Below are 23,610 nucleotides of genomic sequence, written 5' to 3' on the forward strand. Positions count from 1 at the left end.
GATACCTAATCGGGTGTGGAGGAAAAATCTGCTTGAGTAAATTCAGTTCGCTGTGAGGTTTCACGCCAAACATTTAAAAACTCATGTTGTTGAGCTTGTCCTTGCAAATAATGAATCGAGGCTTGAATCCATAAACGGTGATCTTGCAAAGAAATCTGACCTTTAAGCAAAGCCCATCTTAAGAAAATCAACCATGTATTTAAAACATCACCTTCGCAATAGCTGGTGAGTTTCAACCATTGCTGTGTATTCACATATTCGGGAACAAAATAGCCTGAAATACCACGTTTACCGGGATAACCCAATAAATGCGCAACATCATCCAATTTCTGGAAATGACGTCCATTAAACATCGCCATGACATCCATTAAGTCGACATGACGGTTGTGGTATCTGTTCTGATAGTTATTATACCTTTTTTGTGTGTCAATCTCACCTTGATCGAACAAACTTGGTGCAGATAGTCCATGATACATGGCACGGAATAAAATCACAGGCAAATCAAACTGTGAGCCATTCCAGCTCACGAGTGTTGGATGTCTTTTATCAAAGATAGATAAAAATTTTTGTAAAATTTCAGTTTCAGTATAGTGCTCTCGACTAAATGAAAACAGTTTCATCACACCATTTTCATCAATCCACAATCCTGAAATACAGACAATTTCATGTAAAGCCAAGCGCTGAAAATCCATCCCCGATTCTTGACGGCGTAGTTTTGCCAACGCCTGTTCTAAATCATCCTGTGGTAAATCCAAGCCATACAAATGCGCCCCTGACTTAAGATCGGTCAGGGTTTCGATATCAAAAACTAAAACTGGAAGACGCATAAAAGCTTTACTCAATACTCAAGTTTGCCATCATGAAGCAATTTATGACTTCGAAGCAACTATTCTTGATCCTCAACAGAGAACAAACCTGTAGAAAGATAACGATCACCTCTGTCACAGACAATACAGGCAATCACTGCGTCTGGATTTTCTTCAGCAATTTTAACCGATGCCCATACAGCACCACCTGAAGAGGTCCCAGCACTAATGCCTTCTTGACGTGCTAAACGGCGTGCGGTTTTTTCTGCTTCAATTTGCGGAATATCCATGATCTGATCGACACGGCTTGGATCAAAAATAGTCGGTAAGTATTCTTGAGGCCAACGACGAATACCCGCAATATTTGAACCTTCTGAAGGTTGTAATCCGATAATTTGAATATCTGGATTTTGTTCTTTTAAATATTTAGAGATCCCCATGATCGTGCCCGTTGTGCCCATAGAGCTCACGAAATGGGTGATTTTCCCTGCGGTTTGTTGCCAAATTTCAGGACCTGTGGTCAGGTAGTGTGCTTCTACATTGTCTGGGTTGCCAAACTGATTTAATACTAAACCTTGGCCTTCACTTTGCATTTGCAAAGCCATATCACGCGCAACTTCCATATTGGTTGCTTCGATCAATTCAGCGCCATAGGCACGCATCGCATCTTTACGTTCTTGGCTAGAGTTCCCCGGCATGATCAATTTCATTTTATAACCACGCATTGCGGCGACCATTGCCAACGCAATCCCAGTATTTCCACTCGTCGCCTCGATCAACGTATCACCCGGCTTAATTTGACCACGCTGTTCAGCTTTCATGATCATGTTATATGCAGGACGATCTTTGACAGAACCAGCAGGATTATTGCCTTCTAGCTTTGCCAATACTGTTGCTTGAGTATGACTTGCCAAACGTTGTAAACGCACCAAAGGAGTTTTTCCTACATAGTGATCTAACAAAAATTCGTCGGCTAAGAAATCAGGTTGTGTGTGACTCATCGGTTGCACCTATATCGAGGTGGGCATATTGTATGAAAAAAAGAAACATACTGCACATCTTTCCGCTTCATTTTGCTTGGAATGATCAAACTAAATTCATATATATCAACAGACCCAAGCAGGAGCATGATTTTCTTTATTGAATAAAATTAAATACATATAAAAAAATAAACTTTACTTAGAATTAGAAATGATAAAGTTATCTATAAAACAGCATAACTCATTTTCAATTCACAAGATTTTTAGTCATATTGTCATGCAGGATGATTAAAGCATGTTAATATCTTTGCCATGGGCAATGAGTTGCTGGAACAATGTCGAATTTCAATAAAAAACTCTTTAAACGCTTAAAACTCAATCACGCTTATGGTCAACTTATTGCGTTAATTTTCGTGCCAATTATGATTTTGGCATGTGTTGGAACAGCACTGGTTCTTTCTGAAACATCAGCTGCTGCCAAGTCCAAACAGCGCTTCCAAGCCATCGCGATATTGAGCCGTTACCAATATACTGCTGAGCAACTCACCGCAGTCATGGAACAAGATCCAATTCAACACGCCAAAGCTGAAAGCATTTTACAAAAAATGTTTAACGAAAAGCATTTACTCAGTGCAGCGATTTTAGATGAAAATAATGTCAATCATTTAAGTGTAGGCTACCAAAATCAACGTGCTTGGCCAAAAATTCCAAAATCAGGCACTTTCTTTGGACCAATTCAAAATAAGTACAACAATATTTATGGGATTAAACTAAACCCCACTAAATCTGCTGAAAATATGTGGTTGGTGATTGAACTTGATAATCAACCTTTAGAAATTTCACATTATCGTGTCATGATCGTATTGATTACGACTGCCTTATTAACGCTCTTGTTGCTTCTATTGTGTCTAAACTTCTATTCAAGACGCTGGATTGCACCGATGTACGAAATTCGGATGCAATTGCAACGCTTAAATGCAGATACGCTTGATCAACATATGGTGATCAACAGTACAGGGGAACTGCGCTTATTACAGCGTGATATTGCCAATGTAGTGAAACGGCTACATTTCAGTTTCCTTGAACTAAAAGAACATACTGAACAAACAGAAGATGATTTACGTCGTACATTAGACACCTTAGAAGTCCAGAACATTACCTATAAACAAGCCCGTGATCAGGCGATTTCATCCAATCAGGCGAAGTCGGTCTTCCTTGCCAATATCAGTCATGAATTACGTACCCCATTAAATAGTATTGATGGCTTTATTCATTTGATGTTGCGCCAAGACAATTTAAGCAATGATCAAAGTTTATATTTACAGACCATCCGTAAGTCTTCTGCACATTTATTGGCATTGATTAATGATGTACTCGATTTCTCGAAAATTGATGCAGGTAAATTAGAACTCGAAACTGCGCCTTTTGATCTTGAAGAAGCAATTTTCGATGTGATGGATATGCTCTCGCCATTGGCAGCGCAAAAACATATCGAGATGGCATTCTATTTTGCAGACAATGTGCCTAAACATGTCATTGGTGATGCCTTACGCTTTAAACAGGTGCTGACCAATCTTATTTCCAATGCGATTAAATTCACCCCTGATGGTGAAATTATTGTTCGTGCGCGGATGGAACACGATGATATCGGACAATGTTTGCTGCACTTTAGTGTACAAGACAGTGGTATTGGTTTAAGTGGCACCGATCGTAAACGACTATTTGAATCCTTCTCTCAAGGTGATGCTTCTGTCACTCGCCAATTTGGTGGTACAGGACTCGGTTTAGCCATTTCCAAGCAACTTGTACATTTAATGCATGGTCAAATTGGCTTTGAAGATAACCAAGAACGCGCACCAACAGAAAAAGGTTCAACCTTCTGGTTTACCGCCATGTTAACGGTAAATGAAGATGAAGAAATTGTTCATCCATCATTTAAAAACTTAAATGTGGTGTCTTTCTTGGCACACCCTGCAACCGCCAACGTATTACGTCATTACTTAGAAGACTATCAAGTTCAGCACACCGAAGCACAATCGATTTTAGATCTGTTTAGCCGACTAAATAGCTTAGAAAAAAATACTGAAAACACCTGGTTGATCGTTGATCACAGTGGAGATACCGAAGCCTTACTTAAAGAAATTCGTGGTCGCTATCAAGGTCATTTGGCGGTATATGGTTATCAAATGTCACTTGATCCAAATATGTTGACTGAATATAAAGCGCGTCCATTGTATCAGCCACTGAGCCGTAGTTCAGTGATTCAACTATTAAGTAATCAGCCTGTTTTTGAACAAGAACATCATAAAGACTTTAAAGGGCAAGATTTACACGTTTTAGCAGTAGATGATCATTTACCGAATTTGATCGTACTAGAAGCGCTATTAGGTGAGCTCAATGTAAAAACCACCAAAGCTCTCAGTGGTCAAGAAGCCTTAACCATTATTCAACAAGGGGTTGAACAAGGCGCAAAACCATTTGATCTTATCTTTATGGATATTCAAATGCCAGTCATGTCTGGGATAGATACCACACGGGCGATTCGCTCTTTGGAATCTACCTTAGATGGTATGCGGATGCCGATTATTGCATTGACAGCTCACGCATTGGCTGATGAGAAGCAAAAACTACTCAAAGTGGGTATGGATGACTATGTAACCAAGCCGATCCAGATTGAACAAATTATTCAAATTCTCACCAATTGGACAAGCGATAAATTTATTCAACATCAGCAGCCTATCGAAAATACAGTATATATAGAAGCGCTGGATGCGTATATTTTAGATTGGAAACAAAGTCTTGCTTTAGCAGCCAATAAAGAAGATCTCGCACAAGATTTGTTAAAAATGCTCGTCGACAGTTTTCCAACAGAGCTGGCTGAAATCGAGCAACTCATTGAGCTTGAGGACTTCCCGCAATTAGAACATGTCTTACATCGCTTATATGGTGCTACCCGTTATGTCGGCACACCAAAATTGCAACGCATTACGGGTGATTTTGAACAATTTATTTCTATGCTACGCAAAGAGCGCCGTAAAGCAGATGAAGCCTTTATCCAAGACGTGATGAAACGCTTTGATGAGCTTCAATTGGCGATTCATGAAGTTGAAACAGCTGCACAGCAGATTTTACCCGTTTCATAAATACAGTGCAGTTCTACCCGATTCAGCGTTATAAATGCTTTTCTTATCGCGTTTTAAGCTGTTTTTAAATCCGCAGGATACAACCCAAATTGACTCTAGGTTTTATCCTGCGTATGGCTTTTATTGCTTCTTTAAAACAGCATGAATTAGAACAATCTTTTTATTGCAATCCTGTTTTGGCTTTACTACCCAATTGGCACATCAACACAGTTTCGGTGACTCTACTGTCATGTAACTATTCAATTCACATGCTATGCTGATGACCAAGGAAAAAATGAGTCAAGATCATGGCACTACTACATATAGAAAAAAACAATGGTATCGCAACAGTTTCATTAAATCGTCCAGATAAACGCAATGCCATGAGTTTTGCTTTACTCCGTGAATTGGTAAGCGCCGCACAACAGATTAAAAAAGACCGCAGCATTCGTGTGGTGATTCTGACGGGTGAAGCCAATGTATTTAGTGCAGGTATTGACCTTGCTGACTTAAATAGCCCTAAAAATACAGCTTTTGCTGCTTGGGAACTGATTAAACCCGGTCAAAGCCTATTCCAAAAAGCATTTTTAATCTGGCAAGAACTACCTGTCCCTGTCATTGCAGCAATTGAAGGTTTCTGCTTTGGTGCTGGGATGCAACTTGCATTGGCTGCAGATATTCGTATTGCACACCCAGAGACTAAAATGTCAATCATGGAAAGCCGTTGGGGGCTTGTGCCTGACATGGGCTTAACCCGTTCAATCAAGGGCGTGATTGGTATTGATTTAGCCAAAGAGCTTACCCTCACTGCACGTATTTTTGATGGCAATTATGCCAAAGACATTGGTTTGGTGACGCATGTAGACGACTCACCGTTGGCAAAAGCTCAAGCCATTGCAGAAGAGATGCTGCAACGCTCGCCAGATGCGCTGATGGCTGCTAAACGTGTTTTAGATGCTATGGAACATCAACCTCAGAAATCTTTACGTTTAGAGAAGATTTGGCAGTTAAAATTACTCTTGGGTAAAAATAGTCAAATTGCACGTAAAAAGGATAAAAATCCTGAATTAAAATTTTTACCGCGCCAATACAAATAATCCAAAATTATTATTGAAAGCTTTTTGAGTTATAAAATGAATTTTGATCGTAACAGTAAAATTGCATTTTTAGGGATGGGATTAATGGGTAGCCGTATGGCAACCCGATTAATCCAAGCAGGCTTGCATGTCGCTGTCTGGAACAGAACCGCATCTGCTTGTGACGCCCTTATTGATCTAGGCGCTCACCCATTACAGCTTGAGAATATTGCAGAATATCCGATTATTCTCAGCTGCCTTGCTGATGATAACGCTGTACAGCTGGTCTATGAGCACATTGAGCCCTATTTACAAGCCAAGCAAGTGATTGTGGATTTCTCCAGTTTATCTGTGGATAAAACCAAGCAACTGGCGGAAAGCGCCACAACAAAACAGGTGATTTGGATTGACTCACCTGTTTCAGGTGGAACAGCAGGCGCTGAAAATGGCACGCTGGTTATTTTTGCTGGGGGCAATGCTGAGGTGATCCAAGCACTGAGCCTCGTTTACAATATCCTGTCACAGCGTGTCACACGTATGGGTGAAACAGGTACTGGACAAGCCACTAAAATCTGTAACCAACTTATCGTTGCTGCCAATAGCACCTTGATCGCGGAAGCTGTTGCGCTTGCCAGTAAAGCAGGTGTAGATACAGCCCTATTGGCACCAGCTTTGGCTGGTGGTTTTGCCGACTCAAAACCTTTCCAAATTTTAGCCCCACGCATGGCAACACATACTTTTGAGCCAGTACAATGGAAAGTACAAACGCTTTCTAAAGACTTAAATAATGCTATTCAACTTGCACAACAATTTGATTTAGAAATCCCTGTGGCTCAACGTGCACTTGGGCAATTACAAAGCCATCAAAACAACGGATTTGCTGAGTCGGATTTAGCCACAGTCATTCATCAAGTGGAAAATAAATCGGGTTAAAATACACGGAACTACACATAAATAAGTTGAAAAATAATCTATTGCCTACTACATTGAAGATGAGAGTCCAAATATAGCAAGGAGCGTTCTTATGACTAAACTCGCAGTAAACCTATCTTTGATTTTTACTGAAGTGCCGCTCATTGAACGCTTTGCTTTGGCACATCTTCATGGCTTCCACAATGTAGAAATTCAATTTCCGTATGAATTAAGCATTGAAGAGATTCAAGCGCAACTTGAACAATATGACCTCAGCCTTTGCCTCATCAACGTTCCCACCGGTGACTTGATGCAAGGTGGAAACGGACTTGCTGGTGTGCCTGGTCAAGAACTGGCATTTCATCAAGCCTTGGAACTTGCAATTGAATATGCAGAAGCGCTCAATGTTCCAAACGTCAATATTTTGGCAGGTAAACAACCACAAGATGCCGATTTACTCCCCTGTTTAAACACCTTGGCTAACAATTTAAAACTGGCTTGTCATCTGCTCTCTAATCGTGATATTCAGCCTGTATTTGAAATGATCAATGGTACAGACATGCCACGTTTCTTGGTTCAAAATATTGCACAAGGCCAAGAAATGTTAGAAGCAGTACAGCATCCTGCATTAAAAATGCAATTTGACTGTTACCACATGGCGATGATGGGCGAAGATGTACTGGCAGCCTTACAAGAAAATATTGATTGGATTGGGCATATACAATTTGCTGACTGCCCAGGACGTCACGAACCAGATACCGCACAAATTGATTATTCTGCAATTTTTTCTTGGTTAAAACAAAGCGCCTATACGGGCTTTATTGCAGCAGAATACAAGCCACAATCGCATTCAAATCAGTCATTTGCATGGAAAGAAAAATATTTTTCCAACAACCATAGCTATTAAATAGGTGTTTACTTAAGCAAACGGTTGCATTGTATAATTTGTATTTTTTAGACAAAAGCGCTATATTAGAAGATGAGATATTTTCTGGAAAATATACCTTATATGAATTTAGAACCATCGCCCAGCGCTTCTAATTCTCACGAACTTGCAATGAACACTCAAAATCAAGACGTACAGACTTGTTTAAAAGTCGTACAAGAAGCTCTACTTGATGTAAAAGCCAAAGATATTATTCAACTTGATGTCAGCACTATTAGCAACGTTTCAGATGCAATTGTCATCGCGAGCGGGACATCAACACGCCATGTTAAAGCACTTGCTGACAATGTCGCTGAAGAAGCACGTAAAGCAGGCTTTCGCCCAATTGGTGTTGAAGGTGAACGAGACGCTGAATGGATCCTTATCGATTTAGGATTTGTAGTCGTACATGTGATGCTACCAACAGCACGTAAATTTTATGATCTGGAAAGTTTATGGCGTGCGACACCTGAAAGTGTTGCCTAACGTTTAATACAGAACTTAAATATGAAAAAAGCGACTTTATGTCGCTTTTTTTAGTGCTTGGCTTTTTTCAAAGCTTTTAAGTACTCAATTTTTTAACGACTTAATTGAGTATGCATTACGCAGTTTACAAATCAGTTTAAATGCTAAGAATGCAACGCCAAAACTCCACACGAAATTTACCGCAATCCCAATACTTTGATCGATAACACTGGCTTTGTTGGCTAAATTAATCACGGGGTTATCTGTCAAAGAAACAGCCAGTGTGCCCCATGCTCCACAAATACCATGTACCACAACAACTTCACGAATATGCTTAGAATCAATCCAATAGGTCAATAAACGGGGTAAATAGATTGTGAATAATCCAGAAACCAAGCCAATAATCAATGCGGATGATAAATTCACTAAACCACAACTTGCCGTGATCGCCACCAAGCCACCCAAAGCACCTTTAATCATTTCAACCCATGAAATAATTTTATTGTTGAGTACCAAGGAAAAAACCAAGGGTGCAATCATTGCCCCAAAGAGTGCAGCAAAGGCATTGACAACAATGACTCCAATATCCGCATAGAGTGCTGAGATATAAACTACATTTAGACCTGACCATGCCAGCCAAAGAATAAAGCCAGCCAATGCCAAAGATAAGATTTTATAATCTTCAAAGATTAAGTCTTTTTTTAAGATTTCTTGTCGGTCTTGAGGTTTTAAAGTTAAATAGCCTGCCAAAACAATCCATGCTGCCGTGGAATGCACCACTGTTGAACCCGCAAAATCAATAAATCCTAACTCTTTTAACCAGCCCTTACCAAATAAGATATTTCCCCAAGTCCAGCTACTAAAGAAAGGAAAGATCACACCTGCGATCATTAAACCGGTTATCCAGTTGACGAATAAGGGAACTTTACTTGGAATCACTCGCCCAACCACAGTGGTGATTGTGGTGGCCATTAGGGTATAAAAAAATAATAGATTCCAATGCCAGCCATGCAGCATGCCATTCATATATTTTTCGGAGCTGGCATCTCCTGCAAGAAGAATTTTTGCGCAGAAGAAACCAAAAATAAGCGTTCCTAAAACTGCTGAAACATAATTGACCAATAATGCGGAAATTGACTTATAGGTATTTTCATATCCGCCTTCAACTACAGCAAAACCAGCTTGCATCAAAATGACAAATATTCCACCAAAGAATAAAAGCTCGTAGTTGGTAATGAGATTAAAAGCAGCAAGGTCACTTTCTAAACTTGAAGCAAAACTAAAATTTGGATAAAAAAATATGATGCAAATTAAGCTGATGAAGTATTTAAATCGCACTATATAATTAATCCTAACCTATCGCTTTTTCATCGCTTTAAATTCACAATAATTAGTATTTTCGCTACTTAATTATCATTTAATTTATCAAGTATAGAGAATTTCATGGAGAAATAAACTAATTTTTATGTAAAAAATATAGCTTACAAACTACACACGACGAGCAAGATTGTTATGATGGTGATCAAGTACTATTTATTTTTATTTAAAGATAAACAGCTTACATTTAACTGGTTTTATTAAACAATGCCGATTTGCAATACAGGTGGCTTAAGCTTGAAAGTTTCAGCACTTAGACGTATAGATGCCACACTCTAATATGGAATAACGTTGTTGCAATTTATGTGTTATGCAGAATGAAAACGTCTATACAATCTTTAATTAACCATGTTGAATGATTTGAATCTGTGGAAATGCAAAGCCCTTACAGGATAATTCAGAACGCCATGCCACCGTCAGCATGACTCTGCTCAGCTGGAGATTTTGATAGGCAAAGCTGCCCAATAACGGATGCGTAGAGATCCCACCATCATTCATCACATGCACTCCAGTATTTAGCTCATTTAGACTCAAACGAATCCCTAAGCCTGATGCTTTTAAAATCGCCTCTTTTGTGGTCCACACCTTAAACCAAAAAGTAGGATCAAAGTCTAACGCTTGCCAAGCCTGATATTCTTGGGGATGAAAAGCATGTTTAGCTAAAGCCTCAAAGCGCACCTTTCGATCTAAGTCCTCAACATCCACACCCAAATCTTGGATCTGCTGGCTACTCGCCAAAGCATAATGGTGCTGGCTATGTGAATGATTCACGTGAAACTTTGGATAATCAATTAAATAGGGTTTACCAAAATCTGTTTTTTCAAAAGAGTGGTTACTGATTTCAACTGAAAAAATATCGGACAATAATTGGTTTCTATATTGATAGATCGCCTGTTTCAGTTCTTGGATCTGCCCCTTTCGATCGCTCGAATGGTAAGTCGGAAGAATATTTTGAATAGAATTAACATCCAATTGAATAATACGATTCACAATCCATTCCCAAACATTTTTCATTATCTTAAATCAAAAAAACCCAAAGATCACTTTGGGTTTTGATGTGTTCAACGCTAAATTTAGCTTCTAAATTTCTTTTCAGCCTTTTTAAATTTCTGTACATAACGACGACGACGTGCTGCAACACGCTCATCAATTTGAGATTTACGGCCTTCAAATGGATTTTCAGCTGTTTTAAAGTCAACGCGAACCGGTGTACCTTCAAGGTTATACACTTTACGGAAGACATTTTCCAAATAACGACGGTAGTCCGCAGGTGTCTTATCCACCTTATTACCATGAATCACAATCGTTGGTGGGTTTTGTCCACCCATGTGGGCATAACGCATCTTAATACGTTTACCACTGATCATTGGCGGTTGATGTGCTTCAGTTGCATCATTCAAAATCTGAGTTAATTTTGCAGGTGAAACTTTTAAGTGTGATGAATCATAAGCACGGTGAATAGTTGGATACATCTCACCGACACCTGTTCCATGCAAAGCAGAAATCAAATGTACTTTTGCCCAAGGAATAAAGTCAAAACGACGATCAACATCCAATTTACATTGTTTGCGATCATACTCAGTCATGTTGTCCCATTTGTTAATGGCGATCACCATGGCACGACCAGCTTCGAGTGCATAACCGATCAAATGTAGATCTTGTTCAACCACACCTTCACGTGCATCTAAAACCACCACGATGACATGTGCATCTTTAATCGCTTGTAGGGTTTTAACGATTGAGAATTTCTCAATCATTTCATCAACTTTACCTTTACGACGTACACCCGCTGTGTCGATCAAGGTATATTGACGACCATCACGCTCAAACGGAATATAAATCGAGTCACGGGTTGTACCCGGTTGGTCAAATGCAACAACGCGATCTTCACCTAACAAACGGTTAACCAAAGTAGATTTACCGACATTTGGACGACCAATAATTGCTAAGCGTAACCCTGTTGCCTTATCGTGTTCTTCTGGGTTTTCATCTTCAGGGACATCCACCAAGATATCCTCAAGCATTTGTTGAACACCACGACCATGACTTGCCGCAACTTGTAAGGGTTCACCCATACCAAGTTTATAAAATTCAACTAATGCAGCTTCAGCATGTACACCATCGACTTTGTTGGCAACCAAGTAAACCTTTTTACCAAGTGTACGCAACTCACGGGCAATCTGCTCATCAGAAGCCAATAGCCCAGCACGTGCATCGACAACAAAAACAATGATATCGGCTTCATTAATCGCAGTTTTTGATTGCTCTGCCATATATGAGTCAATACCACCTTCATTTTCACCGATACCCCCAGTATCAACGACAATGAAAGATTTATTTTCATAAGTTGCATCACCATATTTACGATCTCGGGTAAGACCAGCAAAATCAGCAACGAGTGCATCACGGCTCTTGGTAATCTGGTTGAATAACGTTGATTTGCCGACGTTTGGACGACCAATGAGCGCAATTACGGGTTTCATAAAATAACCTTTATTCAAGATCAGCCAGTATGACTGGTCTGAACATCAGAAATGTATAGGAAGAAGAATAGGAAAAACCTAAAATAAAAACACGGGGTATTGATTTTCAATCACCCCGTGTATGGAATTCATACGGATTGCTCTATTTTAACACAAGACTAAAAAAATAGAGAATCCTAATCGTGTCTGTTGATTAACTGTTAACGACTTTGCCAGATACTCATTGCACCTTTGCGTGTCGAAACATAAACTTGATTATCAATCACTCTCAACGTACGTACTTCACCACTGGTTTTAGCACGACCTAACGTTGTTCCTGTATTTGGATCAATTTGATGTAAATAACCATCTAAATCACCCACAACAAGATTTGAACCGAGCAATACAGGATTGCTTAAGTTACGATTGAGCAGTTGCTCATTTTTCCAAAGCTGCTGACCTGTAATCAAGTCATACGCAATAATTTGACCATCGGTTTGCGATACGATGACTTTACCATCGGCCACTTCTGGACGGTTGATACTGCTTGAATTTTCACTCCACAAAACACGTTGTGAAGCCAAATCTAGAACAGTGACTTGACCTTGGAAACTCGTCGTAACCACATATTGTCCTGAAACAACAGGCTCACTGTCCACATCAATCAAACGCTGAATATCAGAACGACCTTCAGATACCGCAACACGACGTTGTAAACGCGGTACACCTGCAAGGCTATCTATTGCAAAAATATAGCCAGTAGAAGTGCCGATAAGCACGGTACGTGGATCTAAACTAACTGGAGTGGCTTGACCTCTTAAGCTAAATGAAGCGCTTGGTAATTTATAAGTCCACGCTTGCTGACCTGTCGCAACATCTAGGGCATAAACCGTACCGTCATTTGCAACCACAATCACACGACCAGATTGAATCAAAGCAGAACTGATAATTGCACCCGACAATTGCGCAGACCATTTGGTCGCACCCGTTGCTTGGTCTAATGCAAAAACATGGCCTTTTTGATTACCAACAATCACCACACCATCTGCTGCTTCAACACCAGAACTTAAGCCGTCTTTAGTAACTTTAGCATTCCATAAGCGCTGTTTGCCTTTATAGGCAGCCACTTCGCCTTTTGGATCTAAAGCAAACACAACACCATTGTCTGTATCTAAACGTAAACGTAATGCATCTTCACTGCTGGTCGAAGAAACACTGGTCGAAAATACTTGAACCAAGCTCGAAGCTTGTGCAACTTTAGGCAGTGGATTAGGCTTAATCTTCACTTCTTTCGTCTTATTACTTGAACAGCCGATTAAAGCGATTGATAAGATTGCTAAAGCAAAAGGTATTTTAAAATTTCTATCCATTAAGACTCATCCACTTGTGTTGCTAAGATTGGGCGTTCAAGATCAGGATCTTCTACTAATACGCCAACACTTTCGAGTTTAATTTGTAAAATTTGACGTTCTTGTTTACGCTCAACGACCGCATTCCATGCTGCTTGATACGATTTTTTTGCATTTTCAGTGTCATTTTTTGCCACATAAATATCACCTTTTAACTCATCAGCACTTGCCTGAAAAGCAGGATCATTCACAGCTGACAAGGTTTTCAAGGCTTCATCAAACTTCTTTTGCGCCAATTGTGCATCAGCAAGTTTGATTTTTACAACTTGTAACAAACCAGCGTCTTTAATTTTAGAATTTTCAACTTTTTTCAGTTCACGCTCAGCCAATGCATAGTCATTTTTATCATAGGCAACTTTTGCCATGACAATTTGAGCTTGAATTGCATGAACAGAATCTGGATTGCCTTTGACAATTTTATCTGCTGACGCGACTAAGGCAGCAGTGACTTTAGCATCACCATTGGCTGCTCGCGCCTCATCCATCAATTGCTGAACTTTGGCTGTTTCATTTTGATTTTCAGCCAAAGTTTTCTTTTGCCAATATTCCCAACCGAAAAAGGCAATCAATGCAATGAGGACACCTGTCACCATAGCCGAGCCATATTTCTTAAAAAATGACTTCACACTATCCAGTTGCTCATCATCAGTCATTGCACTCATTTGACTCCCCTTTTCCTTATGATTATCGGCTTATTTTGACGAAAATTTTTCAATGAAAAAAGGCACAATTTCAGTGGCCTTAATTTCATATTGTTCTGCTGTCGCAAGTTCTTTGACTAAAACTTGCTGCGCTACAGCCTCACGCTCACCAAAGATCAAAGCATAGATGGCACCCGATTGGTCTGCCTTCTTCATTTGACTCTTCATTGAACCCTGTGAACCTGTTTTCAAACGAATTGTACTATTTACAGCTTCAAGTTGATCACGAATTTGTTCAGCCAATACCAAAGCCTGACCTTGTGTTGCAGGATCTGACAACAAGAATAACTCACATTCACGCACAGGTGTATTGTCTTCAACTTGTTCAAGAAGCAATAATAAACGTTCCATACCCATGGCAAAACCAACTGCTGGTACAGATTGATCAGGCTTACCTTTCAGCTGTCCAACCAAACCATCATAACGACCACCCGCACACACCGTTCCTTGAGAACCTAAATGTGTCGTTGTCCATTCAAAAACAGTTTTGTTGTAATAGTCTAAACCACGGACTAGTTTTTGATTGATGACAAACTCAATACCTGCATCAGTTAAATACTGTTGCAATTGAGCAAAATGATTCAAACTGTCTTCTTTTAAGAAATCATGCAACTTAGGGGCATTTTCAAGAATTTGCTGAGTTCGTGCATCTTTCGAATCTAAAATTCGCAATGGATTGGTGGTTAAACGACGTTGCGAATCTTCATCCAAATCAGCGTGATGCGCTGTAAGAAATTCAACCAATGCAGCACGATACTCTGCACGTTCATCAGACTCGCCCAAGGTATTTAGTTCAAGTTGAACTTTATCTGCAACACCCATGCGTTTCCATAAACGCGCAGTCATGAGAATCAGTTCAGCATCTTGATCAGGTGTCGCTACACCAAAAGTTTCTACACCAAATTGGTGAAACTGGCGATAACGACCTTTTTGTGGTTTTTCATAGCGGAACATTGGGCCAACATACCAAACACGTGGATTTGCACCACGGAGTAAGTTATGTTCCAACATTGCACGTACACAACCCGCTGTGCCTTCTGGACGCAAAGTTAAAGATTCAGGTGGATTACCCTTATCGAAGAAAGTGTACATTTCTTTTTCAACGATATCAGTTGCATCACCAATTGAACGCTTAAACAGATTGGTATGTTCAACCACCGGCAAACGGATTTGCTGATAACCGTATGCATCCATAAGCGATGCTAAATGCTGCTCAAGACGTCTCCACGCAGGTGTTTGCGATGGGAGAAAGTCATTAAAACCTTTAATTGCGACAATTGAACTCATGATGAACTACGAATAATCTCTTTAGCTTTAGCTTTTTCAAGCTCTTGAACACGTTGACGAACCATGCTTTCGATTTCATCAACCAACTGATTTGTATCTATTAAGTGACTCTTTTCGCCATTACGATACACGAGTGAGCGCGGACTTGCACCGACTATACCAATATCAGCTTCTTTTGCTTCACCCGGACCGTTGACTTTACAACCAATGACAGACACATCCATTGGTGTACGAATATCTTCTAAACGCTCCTCTAAAGCCTGCATCACTTTGATCACGTTAAATTCCTGACGTGAACAGCTTGGACAAGCAATAAAGTTAATCCCATTTGAACGAAGGCTCAGGGATTTTAAAATATCAAAACCAATTTTTACTTCTTCTTCAGGCTCAGCCGCCAATGAAATACGCATGGTGTCACCAATACCATCCAACAGCAAACCACCTAAAGCAATCGCAGATTTCACTGAACCCGTACGATAAATCCCTGCTTCTGTTACACCTAAATGTAATGGATTATCAATTTGTGCAGATAATAAACGATAAGCATCCATTGTTAAAAATACATTTGATGCTTTTACTGAAATTTTAAACTCATGGAAGTTTAAACGATCCAATATGTCGATATGACGCATTGCAGATTCAAGTAATGCCTGACCTGTCGGCTCACCATATTTCTTTTGGATATCTTTTTCTAAAGATCCAGCATTGACACCAATACGCATAGAAATATCGTGATGACGTGCAGCAGCAACCACTTCACGAATCTTGGCTTCAGAACCAATATTCCCAGGGTTGATCCGCAAACAGTCTGCACCCATGTCTGCAACTTTCAATGCGATTTTATAATCGAAATGAATATCTGCAACCAATGGTACCGTGACACGTTTACGAATTTCACCAAAAGCTTCAGCAGCTTCCATAGTCGGTACCGATACCCGCATAATGTCCGCACCAACATCTGCACAGCGTTGAATCTGCGCAACTGTTGCATCGACATCACAGGTTTCAGTATTGGTCATACTTTGAATACTGATCGGTGCATCACCACCGACATACACTGAACCTACACGTATTTTACGTGTAGGACGGCGCTTGATTGGATTCTCAATCATGATCTTATCTACTCTTGCCCATTAACGTGACAAACGGAATTCTGCTTTTCCGTTCACTGTATATGGAGACAATGAAATCTGTTCATTATTAAGGCTTAATGACACAGCAGTTGCATCATCGAGACGAATTTGGAATGGTGATTGGCCATTAACGGTTAAAGCAGCCGACTGGCGACCAGTCGCCAAAACTTTTCCTGTACTATCTACAATATGTACAGAAGTTGGATGACTGAAATTCAATACCATTTGATCACCTGAAGTCGCAGTTGCATTGTTTAAATTCAACACTTCTACTTCTGAGGCTTGTGGTTTGGCATCGACATCAGCGCTTTTACCCGATGTCATTTTTTGAATTCCAGCAATCACAGCCCAAATCACCGCAAGCGCAACAATGGCAATTAAAATTCGCTTTAACCATTTTTTATTACGATCACTATTTGATCCAGGCAATTTCCCCATAATCTTGATTGGAGAGTTGTTCAATGCATGGTTTGGCAAAAGCCCAGTATCATTTTGATAAATTTCATCAAAGCGTTGAATGATTACCGTTGCATCAACACCTAGAAACTTGGCATATGAACGATAATAACCTTTAATAAAGGTTGCTTCTGGCAAAGACTTATATTCATCTTGTTCCAATGCTTGTAAGGTTTTTACAGGCATTTTTAGTTCGTTTGCAACATCTTGAATGTCTAGGTTTTTGGATACTCGAATTTGACGCAAGTACTCACCTGGACGTTGAACATTTCCTAAGCCATTAGATGCTACGTTTGAACCTGTAGGTTGCTGTGAATTAGGATTTACTTCCATACGGCCTCAGTACTGTACTGTAATTGCAGATAACGTTGATATTCTTTACTGTCCGGGAACAATGCACGCAGTTGGTTGACCAACACTTGCATTCCCATCTGATCATTATTGGCACGTGCAATACGTAAACCAATCCAAAGCGCTCTCGCACCCTGTTTGTCCTGACCTACTAAACGAACATATTGCTTATAGAGTTGACTTGCTTGCGCACTTTTTTGTTGCAAATAGAAAATTTCTGATAACTCTACCAGAGAAATAATCGAATCGCGATTGACTTGTAAAGCTTGTTTGAATGCTTTTTCAGCATTTGCCACATCACCCACTTTTAAGTAAACCCGACCTAAATTTTCTAAAGCCTTGTAACGCTGATCATAGCCAAGCGCAGCACCAGCTATACTCAATTGTTCAATCGCGTCATTATAGCGCTCAGTAACAAATAAATATGTTCCATAATTATTACGAGCTTGTGCATTTTTTGAGTCACTGGAAATTGCACGCTTAAAATAGCCGTCTGCTTTTTCCATACTGATCTTACTGCCTTCTTGTTGCAGTAAGACACCCATCATCATATTTGCCGCAGAATCACGTGAATCAGTTTCTAAAGCTTGGTCTAGTGCGCGTTTTGCAGCATCTAAATCACCTGTACGAATATATTCAGCAGCAAGCTGAGTACGTACTTTAACGGCTTTTTCAGGATCTTTTTTTATTATTGTGTCTGAATTTGTCGTTTGACAACCCTGTACGACCAATGCAGATAAACCAATTGCCAATATTACAACTGCTTTTTGATACATCGATTTTCTCAAAGTCAGCCCCTGATTATTTGTTGATATAAATGTATGTCTACAAATCTTTAAGCTTATGAACGAATAATCTCACCACGTTCAGCAACTTTCTTTTTCCACTGCTCTGCACGACGGGTACGATCTGCCACTTGCCCGACCAACTGCCCACATGCTGCATCAATATCATCACCACGTGTCTGACGAATCGTACACACAAAACCTGCATCAGACAAAGTTTTTTGGAAAGAAATAATACGATTTCGACTTGAACGGCCATACGGCGCATGCGGAAATGGATTAAATGGAATTAAATTAATTTTACTTGGTAAGTTTTTCAGTAACTTAATCATTTGTTGTGCATGTTCAGGATGATCATTCACCCCTTCCAACATCACATATTCAATAGTGACATGTTTACGAGAGCTTTCATTACCATCTTTGGCAATATAACGCTGACATGCAGCAATCAATTGTGCTAATGGATATTTTTTATTAATCGGCACCAATTCATTACGTAATTCATCATTTGGCGCATGTAAAGAAATCGCCAAAGCCACATCTATATCTTGTGCCAATTGGTCGATTTTCGGTACAACACCTGAGGTTGATAATGTAACACGACGTTTAGACATGCCATAAGCAAAATCATCTAACATGATATTCATTGAGCTTAATACAGCATCATAATTGAGTAATGGCTCACCCATTCCCATCATCACCACATTGGTCACCGAGCGCTCACGTTCAGCAACAGGTACTTCTTCCATATAAGAATAGTTGGCCACCCACAACTGTCCAATGATTTCGTCGGGGGTTAAATCACGCTGAAAGCCTTGCTTTCCTGTTGAACAGAATGAGCAATCTAAAGCACAACCCACTTGTGATGAAATACACAGTGTTTTACGTGAACCTGTTTTATCTTCTGCTGGAATCAATACCGTTTCAACCAAAGAGCCCGCACCATCACCAACACGGAATACCCACTTACGGGTTCCATCTTTCGAATAGTTACGATGTACCACTTCTGGCGCTTTGATTTCACAAATTCTTTCTAGTTTTTCACGCAACTTTCCTGAAATATTGGTCATTTCAGCAAAATCGGTGATAAAAAATTGATGCATCCATTTCATTACCTGCCCAGCACGGAATTTTTTCTCGCCGATTTCTTCGAAGAATTTTTCCAATTGCGGACGTGACATGCCAAGTAAATTCACTTTCTGCACATTTGCAGTCTGAATACGATCAGCCTGTGCAGATTTTGATGATGCAGGCTGCTGTTCATCTAGATTTAACGATGAAGCGACAACTTCAGAATTCATGGGGATTACCTAAATCATGCCGTAGTAATAAAACATATTGACCAATATTTAGCCAAATAAAGCAACAAAAATAAAAAAACCAGACAAGTAGTATATCACCTATCTGGTTTCGGGTCTGTTATCAATTCATAAATCGGAGATTTATTCGTGTAGAAAAAGAGACCCTAGATACGTCGAATTAACGAGTACGTGGGCAAACTTCAGTTTGAGCGAAGAAGTAATTTACTTCACGGTCAGCAGATGCAACTGAGTCAGAACCATGCGCAGCATTTTCATCGATGCTTACAGCGAAATCTGCACGGATTGTACCAGGAGCAGCTTCTTTAGGGTTTGTAGCACCAAGAATTTCACGGTGAGCAAGAACTGCGTTTTCACCTTCAAGAACAGATACTACAACTGGACCAGAAGTCATGAATGCAACAAGGTCACCAAAGAAACCACGTTCTTTATGCTCAGCATAGAAACCTTCAGCTTCTGCTTTAGAAAGGTGTTTCATTTTAGTCGCAACGATTTTAAGACCAGCTTTTTCGAAACGAGCAAAGATGTCACCAATGTGGTTTTTAGCAACTGCATCTGGTTTTACGATAGATAAAGTACGTTCAATAGCCATGAGTGGCTCCTTTAGTCAAATTGACACGAAAATTTGGGCGCATTATACCGAATAATGAACAATTTTCTGCTTTTAATCTGTAAAAAATTTGGATTTTTCGATGCGCTGTGACGTTTAGCATCATTCAGCAACATCTCAAGCCATTAATTCGCTTCATCAATCCATGCCATTTGAATGGCTTCTAGCAGACCTTCAGTCGATTTGGTTGGATCATCACTAAATTCTGGCAATGCACAAATCCATGCATGCATATCGGTAAAACGCACCCATTGTGGATCCACATCTGGATGCGCTTCACTGAGTTCAATTGCGATATCAATTGTATCTGTCCAACGTAAGCCCATATCAGGTCTTCCTTTGCTCAATTTAATACTGCTACTGTATCAAATCTCAATTCATTCAGAAATAAATCATTCTAGACATTTACAAGATTCACCACGGATTCAAGCGTTTAATTTACAAGACGGATTGAATTGAGCCAATTATTCAAAGTTAAAACCTTGATGATCAAAATCATCAGATTCTTTAAAAATAAAATTACAGACCAGCAGTAAGTAAACCATCATAACATCACTCCTAAATATGGAGCGCTTAACACAATCAAACTCGCGACACTTGCACCAATCAGTGCGCCAACAATGACATCGCTTGGATAATGCAGGCCTAAAACCATCCGAGATAACGCCACAAGAATGATAAAAGGCATCATAATGAACAACATCACTGGTTGAATATAGCCAAAGACAATAGTGACCATGACCGCATGTAACGTATGACCTGACGGAAAGCTAAAATGATCCAATGGTCGTTCACCCAGAATAATGACTTGATGAACTTGATAAGGTCGTGGTCTCACTGTTTTGTGTTTTAAGAACTTATAAATTCCTGTTCCTAAAAGACCCATAACAACGACATAGAGAAGTTGCAGACCATAGACCCAGCTCTTTTGTAGCCAAATCAGAACCAACATTGCGCACCAGAAAGGACCATCTCCCAACCGACTCACAGTTTTAAAGAACGTCGCAATACTTTGGGTATGCGATAAATTATTGAGATATAAACAACCTCTAAGGTCGAGATCGAGCATTTTTATTTTGGTATTTTTAAAATTCATTTTCCACTCTCCTCTCATTATTTGAGATGAACTAGGTCAGTCGTTTTGCATACTGTGTTACCTGGTATAGTGCTTCTTCGAATTGTTGTACGGGATGTTGCCATCCAATGCTTTGCACATCATGCATCGCTTGTTGTCCGAAACGTTTGAGTGTGCTGTTATCTGGAAGATCTAATACATGTTGAGTGAATTGCTTGATGTCTCCAATTGGACATAACCAGCCATTCTGCGCATGTCTGCCATGAAGTTGAGCGCAGGCATAGTCATAAGCAATAATCGGTAAACCACTCGCCATCGCTTCGATAACGACATTCCCAAAGGTTTCTACCTGACTTGCAAAAACAAAAACATTTGCACTCGCATAGGCTTCAGCAAGTTGTGTGCCAGTTAGACTGCCCATAAAAATCACATGTTCAGCACCCGGCATTTTTTCTAAACGACCACGATCTGGACCATGCCCTACCAGCACCAACTTTACTTTTCGTTGTGCTTGTTGCCGCAGTTCAGAATAGGCATCAATCACCACATTGACTTCTTTTTCAGAAGACAAACGCCCAACATAGATCAAGACTGTGGTGTCTTCATCTACACCCCACTGTTGTCTCAACTGTTCAGAGTAGCGTTGTGATGAAAAGCGTTCTGTATCAATTCCTCGCCCGACCACAACCAATGGACAGGTCACACCAAACTCACGTAATGCCTGTTCTGTATCACGGCTTGGCACACAGGTCAGTTGCGTTGCGTTATGGAACCATCGCAAATAACTTTGAATCGGTTTGACCAAGAACGCTAAATCAAAAAAGCGGCTAAATTCTTGGAATTGTGAATGAAAACCACTTGATACCGGAATTCGTCGTGTCTTTGCCGCATGCAGCGCAGTAAAGCCTAAAGGCCCTTCAGTCACGATATGTACCACATCAGGTGAAAATGCCGAAATCGCTTGAGAGACTTTTAGAAATTGGGGCCAGCCAAACTTCATGTCTGGATATTTCGGAATTGATTGCCCAGTCACAAAGCACTCTTTATTCGGGCTAAAGTCTTGACATTGGGTCTTTTGTGCAGGGCGAATTAGTAATATTTTATGGCCTTGGTTCTGCAAGCCTTTACACAGTTGCATTAAAGACAAAGCAACACCATTGATTTCTGGTGGCCATGTTTCAGTCACGATTGCAATTTTTAGTCGAGGTCGGGATAAGTCACGAATAAGATGGTCTTTATTCGTATCGATTTTTTTCTTGTTTGGATTAAAATAAAATTTAAAGTTATCGGGAAAATCTTGTTGTTTAAATTGCAAGGTGTTCGCGTACGGTTTATTCATACGATACCTAATCTCTTCATTTTTGAATAGATTAGGCTAAGTTTTTGACATTTTAATGATTATTTAATGACAGTTTTTTGACCATTATCAGTTTTCATCAGAAATACGATTTAACAAACCATTCTGAACTTGATAAAGCTGTCCATTACCAAAATCAATTTGTTGTTTTTCACCATGTAAACTTGGGAAACCAACAATTTTCTCAAGTTGCGGAGAACGTTGAAATTGTTGTGTTTTTGGATTGTACATCCAGTAAATATAGCGCTTATCATCGACTGTACGGCCTTGTGACAAGTCCGACACAATGACATCATAATAACCATCAAAATTAATATCCATATAGCCAATACTGTTTGGATAACCAGTAAAACCTGTCAAGCTCTGTACCACTGTATTGTTGGTTTTATTTAACACATCAACACGTTTTAAGGTTTTTCCATAAGGGCTATTGGCATCATCTTGAGCATAAAATTTAAAGATAAAAACGGGTTTATTGGTGACTTTAAAAGCAGGCTCAAACTGTATCGACTGCCAAGCTGTATTTGGTTTCTTTAACAATGATGCTTTAAACACACCTGTATTTGCATTTAATAGACCAGTTAATTGATCACTACCATTTACAGAAGGATCTGATTCAGTAGTGATCGACTTTAAATCCAACTGATCAGCTTTTTGTGTCCCTTTAAAATCTGTTGTTGTACCATCCATTAAATCCGTCAACACACCGTGCGGATGGGCAATCCCCGCATAAAGGTTCATAAAGTATCGACCTTCACTCGACTTAAGCATACGTTGCATCGATACACGTACGCCACTCAACGGTTTTAGCGCAGTGTTGCTCGAAGTGGACTGCGTTTCAGCAAAACTAAAGCATGAAATAGACAAAGTCGTCATTGCGATGAGAAGTTTAGATTTCATGCTTGAATACCACGTTTAACCAGAATCAATAATGTGTAATTTATCACAAAATAAATTTTTATTAGTTAAAAATTGCTACCCTAAAGATGATTTTAAAAAGCG

The 23,610-nt window shown here is 39.8% G+C and carries 22 protein-coding genes; 5 read left to right on the forward strand and 17 right to left on the reverse strand.

Features of this window, described 5'->3' with window-relative positions:
• Positions 1 to 5 precede the first annotated feature (5 nt).
• On the reverse strand, positions 6 to 827 hold the full coding sequence (locus ACZ5QH_RS19930; protein WP_004817004.1) for a 3'-5' exonuclease: 822 nt from the start codon (positions 825 to 827) through the stop codon (positions 6 to 8).
• Between the two features lie 59 nt (positions 828 to 886).
• Positions 887 to 1,807 carry a cysteine synthase CysM gene (gene cysM / locus ACZ5QH_RS19935; RefSeq protein WP_303577387.1) on the reverse strand — a complete coding sequence of 307 codons (921 nt, stop codon included), beginning with the start codon at positions 1,805 to 1,807 and terminating at the stop codon, positions 887 to 889.
• A 314-nt stretch (positions 1,808 to 2,121) separates the two neighbouring features.
• On the opposite strand from cysM, the gene ACZ5QH_RS19940 reads away from it, so the two are divergent.
• The 5 genes from ACZ5QH_RS19940 (at position 2,122) to rsfS (ending at position 8,307) form a co-directional block, all read left to right on the forward strand.
• Complete coding sequence (locus ACZ5QH_RS19940) at positions 2,122 to 4,929, forward strand: GacS-like sensor histidine kinase (protein WP_034612366.1); 2,808 nt, start codon at positions 2,122 to 2,124, stop codon at positions 4,927 to 4,929.
• A gap of 287 nt (positions 4,930 to 5,216) precedes the next feature.
• The gene (locus tag ACZ5QH_RS19945) at positions 5,217 to 6,005 is read left to right on the forward strand and encodes a crotonase/enoyl-CoA hydratase family protein (RefSeq protein WP_034612363.1); all 789 of its coding nucleotides are present in this window, start codon (positions 5,217 to 5,219) and stop codon (positions 6,003 to 6,005) included.
• A 36-nt stretch (positions 6,006 to 6,041) separates the two neighbouring features.
• Positions 6,042 to 6,917: an NAD(P)-dependent oxidoreductase gene (locus ACZ5QH_RS19950; protein ID WP_303577388.1), complete on the forward strand. Its 876-nt coding sequence runs from the start codon at positions 6,042 to 6,044 to the stop codon at positions 6,915 to 6,917.
• A 91-nt stretch (positions 6,918 to 7,008) separates the two neighbouring features.
• Positions 7,009 to 7,803 carry a hydroxypyruvate isomerase family protein gene (locus ACZ5QH_RS19955; RefSeq protein ID WP_034612357.1) on the forward strand — a complete coding sequence of 265 codons (795 nt, stop codon included), beginning with the start codon at positions 7,009 to 7,011 and terminating at the stop codon, positions 7,801 to 7,803.
• Positions 7,804 to 7,905: 102 nt separating this feature from the next.
• On the forward strand, positions 7,906 to 8,307 hold the full coding sequence (rsfS, locus tag ACZ5QH_RS19960) for a ribosome silencing factor (protein ID WP_034612353.1): 402 nt from the start codon (positions 7,906 to 7,908) through the stop codon (positions 8,305 to 8,307).
• Positions 8,308 to 8,391: 84 nt separating this feature from the next.
• On the opposite strand, the gene ACZ5QH_RS19965 is transcribed toward rsfS, so the two are convergent.
• The 15 genes from ACZ5QH_RS19965 to ACZ5QH_RS20035 form a co-directional block, all read right to left on the reverse strand.
• Positions 8,392 to 9,624, reverse strand: a complete 1,233-nt coding sequence (locus tag ACZ5QH_RS19965) for an ammonium transporter (RefSeq protein ID WP_034612350.1) — start codon at positions 9,622 to 9,624, stop codon at positions 8,392 to 8,394.
• A 381-nt stretch (positions 9,625 to 10,005) separates the two neighbouring features.
• Complete coding sequence (locus ACZ5QH_RS19970) at positions 10,006 to 10,677, reverse strand: 4'-phosphopantetheinyl transferase family protein (protein ID WP_034612347.1); 672 nt, start codon at positions 10,675 to 10,677, stop codon at positions 10,006 to 10,008.
• 59 nt (positions 10,678 to 10,736) lie between these two features.
• Entirely contained in the window at positions 10,737 to 12,146 is a 1,410-nt protein-coding gene (gene der, locus ACZ5QH_RS19975; RefSeq protein WP_004725892.1) for a ribosome biogenesis GTPase Der, read from the reverse strand.
• A gap of 200 nt (positions 12,147 to 12,346) precedes the next feature.
• Positions 12,347 to 13,495, reverse strand: coding sequence for an outer membrane protein assembly factor BamB (gene bamB, locus ACZ5QH_RS19980; RefSeq protein WP_303577389.1), 1,149 nt, complete (start codon positions 13,493 to 13,495; stop codon positions 12,347 to 12,349).
• Positions 13,495 to 14,196 (reverse strand): YfgM family protein, encoded by a 702-nt coding sequence (locus tag ACZ5QH_RS19985; protein WP_303577390.1) that lies wholly within the window; start codon positions 14,194 to 14,196, stop codon positions 13,495 to 13,497. Before ACZ5QH_RS19985 ends, bamB begins: the two co-directional genes overlap by 1 nt.
• A gap of 30 nt (positions 14,197 to 14,226) precedes the next feature.
• Positions 14,227 to 15,522 carry a histidine--tRNA ligase gene (hisS, locus tag ACZ5QH_RS19990; protein WP_034612341.1) on the reverse strand — a complete coding sequence of 432 codons (1,296 nt, stop codon included), beginning with the start codon at positions 15,520 to 15,522 and terminating at the stop codon, positions 14,227 to 14,229.
• A complete protein-coding gene (gene ispG, locus ACZ5QH_RS19995; RefSeq protein ID WP_004725885.1) occupies positions 15,519 to 16,634 on the reverse strand; it encodes a flavodoxin-dependent (E)-4-hydroxy-3-methylbut-2-enyl-diphosphate synthase in 1,116 nt (371 codons plus the stop codon). Before ispG ends, hisS begins: the two co-directional genes overlap by 4 nt.
• Positions 16,635 to 16,655: 21 nt before the next feature.
• On the reverse strand, positions 16,656 to 17,444 hold the full coding sequence (locus ACZ5QH_RS20000) for a helix-turn-helix domain-containing protein (protein ID WP_004816988.1): 789 nt from the start codon (positions 17,442 to 17,444) through the stop codon (positions 16,656 to 16,658).
• Positions 17,435 to 18,238 carry a type IV pilus biogenesis/stability protein PilW gene (gene pilW / locus ACZ5QH_RS20005; protein ID WP_303577391.1) on the reverse strand — a complete coding sequence of 268 codons (804 nt, stop codon included), beginning with the start codon at positions 18,236 to 18,238 and terminating at the stop codon, positions 17,435 to 17,437. The genes ACZ5QH_RS20000 and pilW overlap by 10 nt, the downstream gene beginning before the upstream one ends.
• Positions 18,239 to 18,303: 65 nt before the next feature.
• Positions 18,304 to 19,548 (reverse strand): dual-specificity RNA methyltransferase RlmN, encoded by a 1,245-nt coding sequence (gene rlmN, locus ACZ5QH_RS20010; RefSeq protein ID WP_209828006.1) that lies wholly within the window; start codon positions 19,546 to 19,548, stop codon positions 18,304 to 18,306.
• 178 nt (positions 19,549 to 19,726) lie between these two features.
• Positions 19,727 to 20,158, reverse strand: coding sequence for a nucleoside-diphosphate kinase (gene ndk, locus ACZ5QH_RS20015; RefSeq protein WP_004725878.1), 432 nt, complete (start codon positions 20,156 to 20,158; stop codon positions 19,727 to 19,729).
• A 143-nt stretch (positions 20,159 to 20,301) separates the two neighbouring features.
• Positions 20,302 to 20,502 (reverse strand): Fe-S cluster assembly protein IscX, encoded by a 201-nt coding sequence (gene iscX / locus ACZ5QH_RS20020; protein ID WP_004725877.1) that lies wholly within the window; start codon positions 20,500 to 20,502, stop codon positions 20,302 to 20,304.
• Between the two features lie 218 nt (positions 20,503 to 20,720).
• Positions 20,721 to 21,272, reverse strand: a complete 552-nt coding sequence (locus tag ACZ5QH_RS20025; protein ID WP_303577392.1) for a phosphatase PAP2 family protein — start codon at positions 21,270 to 21,272, stop codon at positions 20,721 to 20,723.
• A gap of 31 nt (positions 21,273 to 21,303) precedes the next feature.
• On the reverse strand, positions 21,304 to 22,590 hold the full coding sequence (locus ACZ5QH_RS20030) for a glycosyltransferase family 4 protein (protein WP_303577393.1): 1,287 nt from the start codon (positions 22,588 to 22,590) through the stop codon (positions 21,304 to 21,306).
• Positions 22,591 to 22,677: 87 nt separating this feature from the next.
• Complete coding sequence (locus tag ACZ5QH_RS20035; RefSeq protein WP_303577394.1) at positions 22,678 to 23,508, reverse strand: XAC2610-related protein; 831 nt, start codon at positions 23,506 to 23,508, stop codon at positions 22,678 to 22,680.
• Between the last annotated feature and the right edge of the window lie 102 nt (positions 23,509 to 23,610).

The organism is Acinetobacter sp. Ac8 (assembly GCF_055392545.1).

Bases quoted from the DNA above. Each gene is read 5' to 3' on its own strand.
- ACZ5QH_RS19930 (WP_004817004.1), bottom strand. From the start codon at position 827: ATGCGTCTTCCAGTTTTAGTTTTTGATATCGAAACCCTGACCGATCTT.
- cysM (WP_303577387.1), bottom strand. From the start codon at position 1,807: ATGAGTCACACACAACCTGATTTCTTAGCCGACGAATTTTTGTTAGAT.
- ACZ5QH_RS19940 (WP_034612366.1), top strand. From the start codon at position 2,122: ATGTCGAATTTCAATAAAAAACTCTTTAAACGCTTAAAACTCAATCAC.
- ACZ5QH_RS19945 (WP_034612363.1), top strand. From the start codon at position 5,217: ATGGCACTACTACATATAGAAAAAAACAATGGTATCGCAACAGTTTCA.
- ACZ5QH_RS19950 (WP_303577388.1), top strand. From the start codon at position 6,042: ATGAATTTTGATCGTAACAGTAAAATTGCATTTTTAGGGATGGGATTA.
- ACZ5QH_RS19955 (WP_034612357.1), top strand. From the start codon at position 7,009: ATGACTAAACTCGCAGTAAACCTATCTTTGATTTTTACTGAAGTGCCG.
- rsfS (WP_034612353.1), top strand. From the start codon at position 7,906: ATGAATTTAGAACCATCGCCCAGCGCTTCTAATTCTCACGAACTTGCA.
- ACZ5QH_RS19970 (WP_034612347.1), bottom strand. From the start codon at position 10,677: ATGAAAAATGTTTGGGAATGGATTGTGAATCGTATTATTCAATTGGAT.
- der (WP_004725892.1), bottom strand. From the start codon at position 12,146: ATGAAACCCGTAATTGCGCTCATTGGTCGTCCAAACGTCGGCAAATCA.
- bamB (WP_303577389.1), bottom strand. From the start codon at position 13,495: ATGGATAGAAATTTTAAAATACCTTTTGCTTTAGCAATCTTATCAATC.
- ACZ5QH_RS19985 (WP_303577390.1), bottom strand. From the start codon at position 14,196: ATGAGTGCAATGACTGATGATGAGCAACTGGATAGTGTGAAGTCATTT.
- hisS (WP_034612341.1), bottom strand. From the start codon at position 15,522: ATGAGTTCAATTGTCGCAATTAAAGGTTTTAATGACTTTCTCCCATCG.
- ispG (WP_004725885.1), bottom strand. From the start codon at position 16,634: ATGATTGAGAATCCAATCAAGCGCCGTCCTACACGTAAAATACGTGTA.
- ACZ5QH_RS20000 (WP_004816988.1), bottom strand. From the start codon at position 17,444: ATGGAAGTAAATCCTAATTCACAGCAACCTACAGGTTCAAACGTAGCA.
- pilW (WP_303577391.1), bottom strand. From the start codon at position 18,238: ATGTATCAAAAAGCAGTTGTAATATTGGCAATTGGTTTATCTGCATTG.
- rlmN (WP_209828006.1), bottom strand. From the start codon at position 19,548: ATGAATTCTGAAGTTGTCGCTTCATCGTTAAATCTAGATGAACAGCAG.
- ndk (WP_004725878.1), bottom strand. From the start codon at position 20,158: ATGGCTATTGAACGTACTTTATCTATCGTAAAACCAGATGCAGTTGCT.
- iscX (WP_004725877.1), bottom strand. From the start codon at position 20,502: ATGGGCTTACGTTGGACAGATACAATTGATATCGCAATTGAACTCAGT.
- ACZ5QH_RS20025 (WP_303577392.1), bottom strand. From the start codon at position 21,272: ATGAATTTTAAAAATACCAAAATAAAAATGCTCGATCTCGACCTTAGA.
- ACZ5QH_RS20030 (WP_303577393.1), bottom strand. From the start codon at position 22,590: ATGAATAAACCGTACGCGAACACCTTGCAATTTAAACAACAAGATTTT.
- ACZ5QH_RS20035 (WP_303577394.1), bottom strand. From the start codon at position 23,508: ATGAAATCTAAACTTCTCATCGCAATGACGACTTTGTCTATTTCATGC.